At 37.4% G+C, this 14,593-nt stretch carries 12 protein-coding genes; 6 read left to right on the forward strand and 6 right to left on the reverse strand.

Annotation, left to right across the window (positions count from 1 at the left end; all coding sequences use genetic code 11):
* Positions 1-25: 25 nt before the first annotated feature.
* Positions 26-3,535 carry a S8 family serine peptidase gene (locus tag SFC47_RS05960; protein WP_411253319.1) on the forward strand — a complete coding sequence of 1,170 codons (3,510 nt, stop codon included), beginning with the start codon at positions 26-28 and terminating at the stop codon, positions 3,533-3,535.
* 280 nt (positions 3,536-3,815) lie between these two features.
* Entirely contained in the window at positions 3,816-4,742 is a 927-nt protein-coding gene (locus SFC47_RS05965) for a LysR family transcriptional regulator (protein ID WP_411253320.1), read from the forward strand.
* 135 nt (positions 4,743-4,877) lie between these two features.
* Here the strand turns inward: SFC47_RS05965 and SFC47_RS05970 are convergent, their stop codons facing one another.
* The 4 genes from SFC47_RS05970 to SFC47_RS05985 form a co-directional block, all read right to left on the reverse strand.
* Positions 4,878-5,981 carry a GerAB/ArcD/ProY family transporter gene (locus SFC47_RS05970; protein WP_411253321.1) on the reverse strand — a complete coding sequence of 368 codons (1,104 nt, stop codon included), beginning with the start codon at positions 5,979-5,981 and terminating at the stop codon, positions 4,878-4,880.
* A complete protein-coding gene (locus SFC47_RS05975) occupies positions 5,981-7,060 on the reverse strand; it encodes a Ger(x)C family spore germination protein (protein ID WP_411253322.1) in 1,080 nt (359 codons plus the stop codon). The genes SFC47_RS05970 and SFC47_RS05975 overlap by 1 nt, the downstream gene beginning before the upstream one ends.
* The gene (locus SFC47_RS05980; protein ID WP_411253323.1) at positions 7,050-8,558 is read right to left on the reverse strand and encodes a spore germination protein; all 1,509 of its coding nucleotides are present in this window, start codon (positions 8,556-8,558) and stop codon (positions 7,050-7,052) included. The genes SFC47_RS05975 and SFC47_RS05980 overlap by 11 nt, the downstream gene beginning before the upstream one ends.
* 142 nt (positions 8,559-8,700) lie before the next feature.
* Entirely contained in the window at positions 8,701-9,192 is a 492-nt protein-coding gene (locus SFC47_RS05985; RefSeq protein WP_411253324.1) for an RrF2 family transcriptional regulator, read from the reverse strand.
* Positions 9,193-9,386: 194 nt separating this feature from the next.
* Here SFC47_RS05985 and SFC47_RS05990 point away from each other — a divergent pair, with 194 nt between their 5' ends.
* The 3 genes from SFC47_RS05990 (at position 9,387) to SFC47_RS06000 (ending at position 10,854) form a co-directional block, all read left to right on the forward strand.
* Positions 9,387-9,824: a carboxymuconolactone decarboxylase family protein gene (locus SFC47_RS05990; protein ID WP_411253325.1), complete on the forward strand. Its 438-nt coding sequence runs from the start codon at positions 9,387-9,389 to the stop codon at positions 9,822-9,824.
* A 51-nt stretch (positions 9,825-9,875) separates the two neighbouring features.
* A complete protein-coding gene (locus tag SFC47_RS05995) occupies positions 9,876-10,352 on the forward strand; it encodes a DinB family protein (protein WP_411253326.1) in 477 nt (158 codons plus the stop codon).
* Positions 10,353-10,653: 301 nt separating this feature from the next.
* Positions 10,654-10,854 carry a hypothetical protein gene (locus SFC47_RS06000; RefSeq protein WP_411253327.1) on the forward strand — a complete coding sequence of 67 codons (201 nt, stop codon included), beginning with the start codon at positions 10,654-10,656 and terminating at the stop codon, positions 10,852-10,854.
* A gap of 293 nt (positions 10,855-11,147) precedes the next feature.
* Here the strand turns inward: SFC47_RS06000 and SFC47_RS06005 are convergent, their stop codons facing one another.
* A complete protein-coding gene (locus SFC47_RS06005; RefSeq protein ID WP_411253328.1) occupies positions 11,148-12,167 on the reverse strand; it encodes a phosphotransferase in 1,020 nt (339 codons plus the stop codon).
* 156 nt (positions 12,168-12,323) lie between these two features.
* On the opposite strand from SFC47_RS06005, the gene SFC47_RS06010 reads away from it, so the two are divergent.
* Positions 12,324-13,538: an SEC-C metal-binding domain-containing protein gene (locus tag SFC47_RS06010; RefSeq protein ID WP_411253329.1), complete on the forward strand. Its 1,215-nt coding sequence runs from the start codon at positions 12,324-12,326 to the stop codon at positions 13,536-13,538.
* Positions 13,539-13,613: 75 nt separating this feature from the next.
* On the opposite strand, the gene SFC47_RS06015 is transcribed toward SFC47_RS06010, so the two are convergent.
* Positions 13,614-14,384: an arylamine N-acetyltransferase family protein gene (locus SFC47_RS06015; RefSeq protein ID WP_411253330.1), complete on the reverse strand. Its 771-nt coding sequence runs from the start codon at positions 14,382-14,384 to the stop codon at positions 13,614-13,616.
* Between the last annotated feature and the right edge of the window lie 209 nt (positions 14,385-14,593).

The following is a 14,593-nucleotide window of genomic DNA, read 5'->3' on the forward strand; positions in this document are numbered from 1 at the left end:
AAAAGTTGAGAGGAGTTTCACCCATTTGAAAAATAGTATTAGCAGGTTGCATTTTTCTTTAAGTCAAAGGAAAGGGTTAAAAAGGAGAAAACCAAATTTAGCAGCTTATTTGATGATTATTCTTTTACTAGTAACAATCTTCCCTGTAAGAGGCGGTGCGGTTCAAAACGAAGTATCAAATCCAAACCCAATGGAAGGAAAGGTGGATCAGGAGGTAATACAGGCATTTGAAAAAAACAAGTACAGAGATGTAATTGTTGAGTTAAAAAACCAAGCGGATGTTGGACAAATTGCTAATCAAGCTCGAGAAGAGGCTAAGAAAATGAAGGCTACAAGCTTTCAAGAGAAGCTCCGAGTGCGATCAGCAGTCCTGTCAGGACTACAAACGAATGCTGAACAATCACAGTATCATATCAAAAATTTTATCCAGCAAAAGAAAGCGGAAGGCAAACTGAAGGACGACCAATCTTATTACATCGTAAATGCGGTTTCCTTTACATCCACGAAAGAGGTTATCGAGGAAATTGCAGCTTTTCCGGAGGTAAACCATATTTACCTAAATGAAAGGCATGTTTTGCCGAAACCAAAGACATCAGAAGTCCAAAAATTAACAAATGAGCTCCCTTGGAACCTAGAAAAAATTCAAGCAAAAAAAGCATGGGAAAAAGGGTTGGATGGATCAGGTGTTGTAATTGCCACGTTTGATACAGGGGTGGACGTCAATCATCCGTCGCTGAAGAACCAATACCGAGGACTCAATGCGGATGGCACCATGACACACACATACAATTGGCTGGACTTGGTGGGAGATAGTCCTGCTCCAATCGATACGTTTGGACACGGCACACATGTGACAGGGACTATGGTCGGCTATGATCCGGAAACAGGCATGCGTACCGGAGTGGCTCCAGGGGCACGCTGGATTGCAGTAAGGGCATTATCAGAAAATGGAGCAATGGATACGGACTTGATCAAAGCAGGAGAATGGCTTCTCGCCCCATGGGATGAATCGGGAACTCCTCATCCAGAGATGGCACCGGACATTATTAATAATTCATGGGGCAGCAGTTCAACCTTGAATGAATGGTTCAGATCGGTTGTGAAGGCATGGGTGGCAGCCGACATTACACCGGTTTTTGCCGCAGGAAATCACGACGGTATGACTACACCCGTCGGACCAGGTTCTATCGTCAATCCAGCAAATTACCCGGAAACCATAGCAGTGGGCTCAACGGATTCCGTCAATCGAATCTCATCTTTTTCCTTAAGGGGACCTTCTCCATATGGCGGCCATGAGATAAAGCCGGATTTGGTCGCACCTGGGGAAGCGATTCTTTCAACTCTCCCAAATAACGAATACGGGTTGTTAAATGGGACTTCCATGGCAACACCGCATGTATCCGGCGCCATAGCTATTTTAAAGCAAATGCAGCCCAACATGCAGATAGACAAGCTGAAAGAAACGTTGTATGCCGAATTGATTCCGTTATCCGATTCAGATTATCCAACTTCTCCGAATGATGCCTATGGTAGAGGGCTGCTTGATCTAATAGGGTTGGTTAAGAGCGCTTCAAACGGGGTTGGAAATCTGGCGGGTAAAGTAGGATATAAAGCTGTCGATAAAAAGAAACCAGAAGCCATGCATGAGCCTTTACCTTATGCATATGCGAATGCTCCTTTAAAACTATCTGTACAAGCCTCTGACGATTTTGCTGTTTCTAAAGTGGAACTTCACTATCAAGTTGGAAGAGAACAAGAGCAAACAACAACTGGCACACTATATAAAGGCAACTTTAATAATGGTTCTTATGCTAGTGAACTTCCAATGGAAAAAATAAAAGGGGAAGAAATTACGTATTACTGGAAAATTACGGACTATGCTGGAAACAGTACGAAGACCGCCCCTGTTCGCCTGCCTCTGAAGGAAGGAATATCGGTCGGGTATGCAACAGATTTTGAAACAATACCTGTCGGGTGGTCCAGTACAGGTAGAAATAGCTCGTGGAATTGGGGGAAGGTCATGCCGACACATGTCGTGAAGGCGGCTTCTGGGACTAATGCGTACGCGACCTCGATCCCTGATTGGAGAGATAGCATCGAACATAACTGGAGTTATAACAATAACGAGGAATCCATGTTAACAATGCCTCCGGTCCAAGTCAAGAAAGGAGAATCGGTGTTCCTTAACTTTAAACAGACCTTTGGATTCCCGTTTTTGATTGGGGCGAATGATTACGGGCAAGTGCTCGTTTCTGAAGACATGAAGAACTGGCATGTGGCAAAAACAAACGAAGGACATTTATTCACAAAATGGGAATCTATTTCTATCGATTTGTCTTCCTTTTCAGGAAAAACGGTATATGTAGGTTACCGTTTTCATTCTGACAGTGACAAAACTAATTTAGGATGGTACCTGGATGATGTAGCCATAGAAGCCAAGCCTTCAGGAGATGTCTATCAACCCTCAGCTTCAACGACTGTATTAGAACCAATATTGGGGGCTCCAAGGCTGCAAGGCACTGATGAAAAACAAGTTCTCGTCCCAGTTAGCGCCCACATTCAAATTGTTGAAAATGGAAGGCTATTGACGAGTGATCCAACAGATGGAAGCTTCCGCGTAAATCTGCCAGCTGATGAATACCATCTACAAGCCGATGCATATGGCTTTAAGCAAAAGATTCAAACGGTAAGCGTTACGAAAGATGCCTTGACCAATGTAGCTATACAATTGTCCCCAATGGATAAAGGCATCGTCAATGGAACCGTCAAGAGCAGCGAAACAAAAAAGACAATCAAAGGAGCAACAGTGAAACTTATTGAAGATGCTGCTGTGCTCCCAGTAAGAACAAAAGCAAGCGGTAAATACTCACTGACACCTTTTGAAGGAAGCTATACCCTTGAAGTGAGTGCCCCTTATTTTCATACCTACCAGGAACGTATTGAAATTAAGGGCAATTCCAAACATTCAATCGATATACAATTAAAGCCTTTTATCGGTACAGAAGGTGAAATCAGCTATGATGATGGCTCGGCTGAAAATGTCTTTTTGGTAACTGGAGTAGACGAGGCCGCATTAAAAATGTCATTAAAGGAAGGCCAGGAACAAGCATTGCTGACTGCCGGAAAGTTTTATATCGACCCACGCAGGTTTAGTCCCGGCGGGGAGGATTTTCAGGTTGATGTATATGATGCCACTGGACCTGATGGCGGGCCGGGAAAGAAGCTAACGGAATCTATTCCTGCAAAATCGGGTGTTGTTCCAGGCTGGGTCACAGTTGATCTTAGCTCGTACTCCATTTACGTACCGAAGGAATATTTTCTTGTATTCAGCACCCAATCACCATATCCATTTGCCCCGACTCTTGGTATGGACAGCAGCAGCACATTCTCCGAGCGCTTATGGTGGAAAACATATAAACTTCCATGGCGTAAGGAATCTGGTCTATCTGGTCCTATGGATGAAGGTGGTCCTAAAGCAGCAGAAGGTGCAGGTAATCCAATGATTCGCTCCGTCGTTTCATATGAAAACAAATAAAAATCTATTAAGCTAGAAAATATCAGCTTCTATATGACTGCATTGGAATAGAATTTGAACCACTCGAACAAATCCAGGTTCGTGGATGAATTCTCGGAACCTGTCATTGAAACACCTCTGGATAATAATAGTTAAATAGATTGTAAGGTTAGTAGATAGTAGGAGTGACAGTTCACCATCCACTCAACTGTGTGAGCTGTCACTGCTCTAGCTGTTTCTTTTAATGAATAGAGAGCGATTACCGATATAAAAATTGAAATGTTCAAAGGGGTAAAAAATCTTGGAATTAAGACAATTAGAATACTTCATGGCCCTTTGTGATGAACTGCATTTTACAAAGACTGCAGAAAAACTAAGAATTGGGCAGCCTACCTTAAGCTATCAAATGAAAGCGTTAGAGGATGAAATGGGTGTTCGTTTATTTGATCGTTTAGGTAAAAAAATAGCAATCACGGAAGCGGGTGAAATCCTCCTTGAACATTGCAAAAAAGTGTTCGAAAATTTAAGAATTGCATCGGAACAAATAGAGGAGCTGCACAAGGTGAAAAGAGGTAAATTGGTGATAGGGGCACTTTCTGGTGACTTGAGTCTTATAGCCTCCAAGGTTTTATTAGAGTTTCATGCTGAATATCCTCACGTTCAGATTCAGTTCTATTCTATAGATGACCCGGTAGAAAAGGTCAAACAAAACGAAATTGATATGGCTCTTACTTTCATGCCAAGAACAGATGAAAGTTTAATCCAAATTCCATTATACGAGGATGAGTTCTATTTAGTCGTGAGAATGGATCATGCTTGGGCTGTGAGAGACGAAATTGAGTTTCATGAGATTCTAAACATTCCGTTAATACTAAATCCAATTGGTCATTGTTTTAGGAAATTATTTGAGGAGGCGTGTCTATCTGCGGGGATTGTCCTTAAGCCTATCATTGAATCAACCGATTCAAAAACGATATTGAATTTAGTCGAAGAGGGGATAGGGGCATCTATAATTACGAGTACACTCTTTTCAATGGAAAATACAGGGGCTTTAAAGGCTATCAAACTAACAAATCCAGCTTTCATCAAAGAAGTGTCTATTGTCTACCATAAACAAAAATATATAGGAGCTGCTGCAAAAGGTTTCATCGAAATATTAATGAACTTTATAAATAAGAATAAGGCATTAAAGGAGAGGCATAAAGAAACACAGTTATTCAATACTTGAAAAGGAAAGGAGGCCGAGTCCCGAGAAATTTAGCACCTTATGGTCTATACGGTCGGCCCTCTCCTTGATAAGTAAGTGAATGAAACTTCTTCAATGCTTTGCAACAGGTTTTCTATTGATACATCATAAAAAGGACTAAACACTTGTTATCTTATTCTTTAGGTAGTGATCCTTTATTTTTTTTGTAATAAAAAGTAAAGGAATGTAAATATAAATAAATACAAATCCGACGTTAGAAGCAGTATTACTTATCTTATCTACGCTTTCAATATCTTTCAAACTTATTGAAGCAATTATTGCTAAAAGAATAAGTAGGATTAAGGAAACCTTGGGGGGAACTGATAGCGTTCTCTTGACTATTCTAGTACATGCCCACATAGATATACACATTGGAGGAATGATGACTAGTAACCAAATAAAAATAAATACATATTCAAACCTTTCCAAAAAACTAAACTGTACGATTTTCAGCATCATTAGAGTTGGCCAAGGTAGTTGTTGTAATACATCTTGATCAAAATAGAGGAATGATATCAATGTTATGATTAAGTAGACAATAATCGTATATAGATTTCCATAATGGGCCCATTTAGGGATTTTGGATGAGTCTTTAATAAAAGGATAGTACAATAATATCCACTCAAAGCCAAGAAAAAGCAAAGTTGATGCTTTTGCTGACAAAAGTAAATCACTAATTGGGTGACTAAAAGCAGGTAATAAAAAGATGTAATTTGTATATTTCATGGGGAAGTAGATGAGTAAGAATAAAAAAGATGGTAAAATGACTCCCCAAAAACTGAAACCAGTTAATATACGGAACCCACTTGATACGATATAAAATAATAGAGCCCCGATTAAGATGCTAAGCTGCCAGGTCTTGATTGTAGGATAAACCCAAATTTGAATGACTTCAATATAAGTTCGAAAAACAGTAAAAGACGCAAGCCAGAAGTAAGCTAAAACAAATATGGAGAGTGCGTTTCCTATTACTTTTCCAAAACAGTGTTCATGTACAGCTACTAAATCATTATTATTTGAATCTAACATTTTAAATATAATGAATAGGATTAAATGGATGGTTATTCCGGAAATGATTAAAGAAATCCAGGCATCTTGTTTTGCATATTTCGCAATATGGGGTTGGTAATTTAAAATGCCTATACCTGTTTGTGAACCATGAATTAAAAAGAAAGTAAAAAAAGTAGAAACCTGAAATTGCTCTTTTACTCTAACGCCCACTATTTTCCAACTCCAGCTTGTCTGATGATAATCTTAGAAGTTACATTAAACCTCATTCCAGGGTAGATATTTTTATAAAAATTATCCTCAGACCAATTCGTATCGTTAGTTTTGTGGAGCCTCCCAAATCCAATAGGATCCACGTTTTGGGCTTGAAGATTTTTAAGAAGTTTTTCAGCATCTCTGGAAATTGATTTCTGTAATTCATGTTTAATGGTCTTAAAATCCTTTTCATTTTTAACTGTCATCCAGTCAGGTAAACCAGAAAGCTCTACATTCAATTCAAGATTAATTTTTGCCTCATCCTGGTTGTTTACGTTAATGATTTTAATTTTATCCTTTCCATAAAGAAATCTTACCCCTATTTCACTGCTGTGACCTTTCTTGGAAAGTTTTAAATTATATACCCCAACTTTATTTCGATCAGTCATTAATTTTAATATTAATGCTTCTTTCGTTGAAATCTTATATTTTAATTTATCCTCTTTGAATATTCCCATTCCATCTATTTTTATTTTTCCGCTGGAGTCCACTTTTAAAATTGGAAAGGACATATCAATTCCTGTTCCAAAATATTGATCATAGATGATATGTTTGTTAGATTCAGGAATGCCTCCGTTTTTCATGCTTTGGTCAATTAAATTCATCAAGTAAAGTGGACGCTCATTTAGTGTTTTTTTAAGTATTTTGCTCGGGGAATCATTTGATATCACAATCCTGACTAGGCCAACTTGAGGATCTTTGACAATGGTATCCAGGATTTGTGCTAAACCGTATTTACTTATTTTGTTTCCAAAAATGATGACCCGTAATTGTCCCATTTCTACTTTATATTGAGACTTAAAACCAAGCTCTTCACGTAAGTTGGAAGGATTTGTTGCAAGAGCCGAAATCAAAGATGATTCATTCCCTTGTTGATAATCAGGATAGACAACAAACCCTTTTAACAAGTTCTTCTCTCGATCAAACCCAATATTATGCATTAGAGAAACCTCATCAATAATATTCTGAGGAACACATCCGGATAGGAGTAAGGATAGAACGACAAATCCTATTTTTACTAATGCTTTATTCGTCATTAATATCCTCCTTTTGCTGGTATTTCTTTACATGTGAATATTTGATGGTTTCTTTCGGTTTCAAAAAACCCGGCCTTTTGCTAATTTCACTATATGGTGATCGGATAAAACTATCTTTGAAATTATTGCGCCGGAATGGATACAAAGGAACCATGTAGGGGGTCCCAAACGATTTTAGTTTAAACAAATGACATAGTAAAACAGCAAAGCCTACCATAATACCTAACCCGCCTAGCCATGAGGACATGAGGATAAAGGGAAATCTTAATAATCGAATCGTGTTGGACATCGCCATGGTTGGTGTAGTGAATGAGGCTAGAGCTGATAAAGCGACGATAATCAATAAAACATTACTTGTCAGTGCTGCAGCAACCGCTGCCTGACCGATGACAATACCTCCAACAATACCCAATGTTTGCCCTACTTTTGTAGGCAATCGAGCTCCTGCCTCTCGTAATAATTCAATGGTCATCTCTAAAAATAGTACCTCTATTAACGGTGGAAAAGGAACGTTCGCTCTGGATTTTATAAGCGGACCAAGTAAGTCCGCAGGAATAACCTCAAAGTGAAACGTCACAACCGCAACATAAATAGATGAAGAAAAGATGGAGAAGATGATTCCAAAGATTCGAATTAAACGAAAGAATGATCCAATCACCCAGTTATAATAATAATCTTCTGACGCGATAAAAAAATCGAGTATGGTAGAAGGGCCAGATATGGCTTGTGGTGAACCATCACAAAAAATTACTACCTGGCCAATTGAAAGTGTGAAAGAAATTCTATCCAGCCTCTCAGAAGACACGTAGAGTGGAAAGGGAGTGTGAGAATTATCTCGAATGATTTGATCAATTACAGAAGTATCCCAGATGATATCAAAATCGATTTCAGAGAGTCTCTTTTTTACGGTTTCTATATGTTTTTCATTTGTTATTCCATCTAAATAAACAATGGTAACCCTTGTTTTTGATAAGGTGCCTAGAACAAACTCTTCTGTCGTTAACAATGGTGATTTTAATTTACTTCGAAGTAGAAGAATATTCGTATCAAGACTCTCAACAAACCCTAACTTTGGGCCTGTGACACTAAACTCATTTTCCGTTTCATTTGTTTTTCTAACCCCTTCAGATAAATTGCTTACATTTACTAAAAGGCATTCTTCAGAGGTAGTTTCAATTGTTATCAGTACAAAGCCTTGATGAATTTTATCTTCGATTTCTTTTGCATCTTGTGTACGAATGACATCTTCAAGTGGAAAGTTATCTTTAAATTGATTCAAATCGAAAGAGTGGTCTTTCTGTTTTTCACATTCATTTATATATGGAAGAAATACTTGTTCCATCGTCTTGTGTTCGATGAGGGTAGTGAAATATAGGATATGAATTTGGACTCCTAAAACAAGTTTTATGATCTCTTTAAAATCCGAGGATTTCTTTGCTCTTTTTACTACATCAGCAGGGGTTTGATTTTTAGCAGAGTTCTGAACATTTTTTAACATAAAGAAATGGACCCCCATAATATGTTGTCACTATTATTATTTTTACTAATGTATGATTGTATTCACTTTCGCCTTTTTATCATGGGTAATTAAAAAACCTCTCGTAGGATTCTCTTTCTGTAGGAATCTCACGAGAGGTTTTTTACATATTGTTTTTTGAAAAAAACTTTCGTGTATCTTCACGTACTTGAGCAGGCAGCACACGATTTAGTTCTTCATTTAGCCAGGCAAGTGTTTTATTTTTCAAAAAATCACGCATTTTTTCTTCTGCAGAGAGCATCACTAAATTGATGGTACAAAAGGAGGGAGCGGAGCAACAGTTTTCTCTATACAGGTAACCATTGTCTTTTACATTTTTACATTGAAAAATCGGCTTAGGACCTTCAACGGCTTCTACTACATCCCAAAAAGAAATTTCTTCCGGAGATTTAGCGAGTCTATATCCACCCTTAACCCCTGGAACTGAATCGACAATGCCAGCCTTTGATAATTTAGTAAAAATCTTTGAAAGATATGTATCTGAAATTCCTTGAAAAAAGGAAAGCTCCTTTATTCCAATAGATGAATCCTCAGGAATATCAATTAAATATACTAGGCAATGAAGTGCATATTCAACGCCAACACTATACTGCATACCAACACCTTCTTCATAAAGTAATTCCTTCCATTTATCTTAGGAATGTTTTATTTCTTTGTCAAACATAGTTTTCTTTCATATATCGGTCTTTTTCGGAGGGTTGACATAATTTCAAAACCATCATATTATAGACTTAGTTAATCGCCGATTAACATTGTCGCTAATTAAAACATCAACAGGAGGTAATGACTGTGGAACAGCGTATCAATTATTATAATGCAGTACCTGAAGCATTAAAAATCATGATGGAAATGGAAAAATATACAAAAACAACCGGTTTAGACCGTAAACTACGTGAGTTGGTAAAAATTCGTGCTTCCCAAATAAATGGGTGTGCATATTGCATCAACATGCACACGGCTGATGCTAGAAAAATGGGAGAAAGTGAACAACGGTTATATTGTTTAAGTGCCTTTAGAGAGTGTACATTTTACACAGATGCAGAAAAAGCAGCCCTTGAGTTGACAGAGCATGTGACATTAATCGCGACAAAACGTGTTCCGGATGAGCTATACCAGAGAGTGCGTGAACATTATAACGAGAAACAGTATGTGGACCTTATTTTATTAATTAATCAAATTAACAGTTGGAATAGAATCTCAATTTCAATGGGAAATATAGCTGAATAGTAAAAGAGTGTAGAGCAATAAAAAAACTGATTGAAAAAGGGGACTCGCTACATGAATGAGAAAATGATTTTTGATCTATTTGAATTTGCTCGTAACAATACATTAAAGGTGGCACAAGGGATAACAGAAGAAAATGCAGACATCATTCCAAATGGATATCCCAATTCACTACGCTGGCAGTTAGGTCATATTTATGTTGCTGTTGAGGGAATTGTCTTTCATTTTTCAAACGAAATTCCCAACCTCCCTGAGGGATATATGGACTTATTCAAAACGGGTACAAAAACAACTGACTGGAACGCCACTCCACCTTCAATAGATGAGCTTATTACATTACTATCTGAACAAGTGAATCGTGTTAAAGAAACGTTTGCAGGAAGACTCGAGGAAAAAATTGCAAACCCATTTACAATGGGTACATTAAAATTAGAAACCTGTGGTGAACTTCTTTCTTACACTTCATTCCATGAAAGTGAACATATAGGCATAATTAAAAGCTTAAAAAATGCGCTTAAAGTAGAAAAATAGATAAATATATCTTCACAATTGCTTTTTTTTTTCAACCATAAAAGAACAATCGGTCTTTTATGGTTGAAATTTTTTTTGCAAGGTTTGTGAATCAGTAAACAAAATCCTCTTTCTCGTTTCCCGCCATATACTTCTCGACACAAATCCTCATACAGATAGAATTCATCTTTAAGATCTATAGAATTTAGATAACCTTTAATCATTCTTTAGAAAATCTTTAAAAATTGATTCTATAATAAAATCAACGCTTAAGTGATTGATACAGCGTTATAAAATAAGTGGAATATAGGAGGAAACAAAGATGGATATTTTGACAATAGAATCATGGTATATCTTACTTCCAGCATTCATTCTGTTTTTACTAGCGCTTTTCGTTGGAACTAGAAAAAAGAACTATCACGCGATACAATATTTTACAGTAATAACCTTAGCGATATATCTTCTAGCAGTGATTCATTTAGTATTTTTCCCGATAGAAGTTTATCCGGGTGGTCATGAATAATAAAGGTAGAAAGCTCAGCTGGGAAAACCACTTTTATTGTAACCTTCCTAAAAAAGAAGGGAGATAATAGACTGTAAAATTTTGAGTATAGATGCTGGAAACCAACCGTTAGCTACCTTTGTGGTTCCTATCACCTTTTCATCAATCAATTACTTATTCAATTCAATGCCAACTCGTTCGATAAATGAAGTGTCAGGGACGTGGGGACGGTTCTCATGGTCATTCTGTGTATATAACAAGGGGCTGGTATTATTGGTTAGACTCTGAACCAATAATACCAGCCCCTTGTTTTTTTACAAAAGATCATGACATAAAGTAAGCAATTTGATTTTATGATCCACAATCCAATTGCACCGTACCGCTGATTTTTGAATGTATTCTTTAACAATTTCTATAGAGCTTACCTGGTCCCAATATCGGCCTAAAAAATGAATAAAAACGTCGAGGCTTCTGAGTTGGATGAGAACAGGAACTGCTTCAATTTCAGCTTCTGTCAATTTTAGAGATTTCCCATAACCGGTAAGAAATGCATTGATTTTTGCCCATGTAATACCTGAAACTTTGCTAGGCTGGATGAAGTCCGATAAGCAGACGGCCAGCTCCATTACCCGCAAATCCTTCGTAACAAACTCAAAATCGAGAATTGCTGAAACTTCTTCCTTTTCATTGACCAGAATATTAGATGCGTTTAAGTCCCCGTGCACCAGTTGATGCGGCAATTGCCTCAAGTGTGGAACTTGTTCCATGAATGAAGCGAGCTGCTCGTAAATCACCTGTAGTTCAGTTGTCAGTTCCGAAAATTCTCTCGGAGGGTTTTTGCTAAAGCTCAAAACATCCTGTATAGAACAACGAGGGTGAGTGCTGTCAATCTCATAATAGGGTCTATAGGCAGGCTGCTGATTGACTTGTACATATGCAAGCGTATCAGACAAAATTCCAGCTGTTCTTCCGTAACAGTGAATTTCGGCCAACGAGTCTAAAACAGGATTTACTCCCTCCATGTAACGAAATAAACTAGCAATCTTCCCATCCTTCGTTCTTAACATTGTTTTGCCATCACGCGTCTGTACAGGCATTGGAATAGAAAAAGGCAGGGGCAATTCCGCTAGTGCAGTCAGGATCGTATGCTCATACTGTACCTTCTCTACATCTTGATGGGTTTCGTAAATGCGGAGTACAAATTTCTCAGCATCCACCGTGACAAATCGTGTCGTATTGTTTGCACCGCTTTCCCCGGCCCGTGTTACCCAGCTGCCTGCCAGGAAGTATTGGGAAAGTATTTCATCTATGTATAAGTTCGTTTGTTCCATCATCTTTTAAAATCCTTTATTTTTTGTATGTCTCTGTTGAAAGTATATCATAGTGGTTCACCCATGAAAGTTAGTTATAGCAAAATACTATCATGTTGTGGAGTTAAAGTATTTGGTGTATCCTCACTATATACTAGGTAAATAGAGTAGGTGTATAGTATGAGCAATAAAGTTGATAAACAATTAGAAAAAAGCATGCTGAAAGTTTTACATGGACTTAAAAAAATGCAAAGTGATATGGAGGAAAAGCAATACCAAAAACACTGGGGCGTAAGGGTGTTTCCTTTTACACTTCTTGAAGGATTAAGTTCTTTTACAAAAGCAGACCTGGATGATATAAGAAAAAAGTTAGATATTAAAAAGGCAAGTAGTTTGAAGAAATCTGAATTGATTGCTTTGTTGGCAGAGAGGATTCCATTGAATCTAGAGAATATTGTCTCTTTATGGGATCTTGAACGATTTAATATACTTACTACTATTGCAAGTAATCGCGGTCAGATCATTGCACCGAACATAGAACCGAATGAAATTGAGTACTTTCGCGATACCGGTTTGATTTTTACGGGCAGTTTTGAAGGAAAAAAATTATTGGTTGTTCCGAGTGATCTTATCGATTCCATTATCGCCTTAGATCAAAATATGAATATTAAGGCAACGGTTTCTCGAAATACTGAGTGGATCAAACTTACAAACGGACTTTTATATTATTATGGAACACTGAGTTTATCAAACCTGCTAAAGATGCTAGAAAGTCATACAAAAACTAAGATAAACGTAAGAGAATATCTTGAAGTAATATATGATGCCAATACGTACCGTAAGGAAAACTATAGTAACGAGGCTGGTTATTCTACACTAAGAGTGACAGAACCGAGGGAAGTTTTACAGGAACATCAAGCGAGACAAACAGTTCCTTACTTTCCTTTTACAAGACAGCAGCTGGTAACAGCAGGTGAACCGTTTTTTGTTGAGAGGAATATAAACTATACACAATTAGTGAACTTTCTAATCCAAAACTTTGAAATACAAAAAGTGGAAGCAAACCATATTGTAGAAGAGTGTGTATATGCAACTAGAAATGGTCATGGTCCTAATGAAATTTTAAAATATCTAAGTAATCAATTTGAATTTGATAGTTTAGAAACCGTTCAAGCTTTAATGGATAAAGTTGTTCATCTGATGAATAACACGAGACAATGGTTTCTTAAAGGATACACACCAGCTGAATTGAGTGCACAAGAGAAAAAACATTTAATGCCTCTGCCAACTGCTAAATCAAACAATCGTGATAGCGATAAAGTTGTTAAAATAGGCAGGAATGAGCCATGCCCATGTGGCAGCGGGGAGAAATATAAAAAATGCTGTGGTAGATGAACGGGTGTCCATTGGGATGGTTCTCTTGGTCCAAATAAGGCGAAAAAAGACCAAGAGAACCGTCCCCGCGGTCTTTTAAAAAAGTTCTTTTCTTATTTCGTTGTAGCGTTTTTCGTCTATGTTTTCCTTTTTTAATACTCCATCTACCCATTCTGTAAAGGAAGTATCCGATAAGGTAATGTTCCCTTTATCTGTTAATTTGGTGAGTAACGGTTTCTTATTAAAAGCAGATTCAGGATGCTCAACGATGGTTCTTTGAACTTCATTTAATTCAGTTATATTTTGAACCTCTACTTTAGAATTAAAAGCATACCCTTTCTTCCAGTCTTCATCTTGACGATTCAATTTCATGTACAAAATATAATCCCCGTGTGCACTGTCTACACGTTCGACTCTAAATTCTCCGTTACTAGAAGTAACAATCTCACCGCTTAACGGTACAGGCTTCAATGGTAAGAAACCCCCAAAACCAGTATCAACGATATATACCTGCCCATTATGGGGAATAAGGTTGAGCACATGGGTATTCCCAGTCGCACTCCATTGTTGATTCATTTGATTGTAAGTTACTCCCCGGACAAGGCTAGGGTTAAATCCATTCGCCTCTAAAAAAAGGTATAGGATTGTATTTAGTTCATAACAAAGGCCGCCTTCATTTTGTTCTAGTATTTTACTGGTTACATTCTCTTTTGTGATTTCCTTCGTTCTATTTTCAATGATACATAAATTCTCAAACGGAATAGTCTTTGCCGTCTTTTCCAGGACTATAGCTAATTTTTGGAATGTAATTACCTCATCTTGCGGGATCCCAATTCTCTTACGAAATAGTAAGTTTACGTCACTCATTTATATATCAATCCTCCTAAAACCTTTACTGTAAATGATATCAAAAAGTACAAGGTAACCCAAATACATAAGGCACAGTAAAAATATTTGTTTTTAAACTATAAAAGATTCTAGTTCTATGATTTTTATGACGCTATTTCTAGTAAAAATGATGAAAATAACCTGATTCAAACGTACAAGCCACTTTTGGTAGACTTGCATCTACTATT

Source organism: Neobacillus niacini (assembly GCF_046591715.1).
In the GTDB taxonomy this organism is placed as follows: domain Bacteria; phylum Bacillota; class Bacilli; order Bacillales; family Cytobacillaceae; genus Neobacillus; species Neobacillus niacini_L.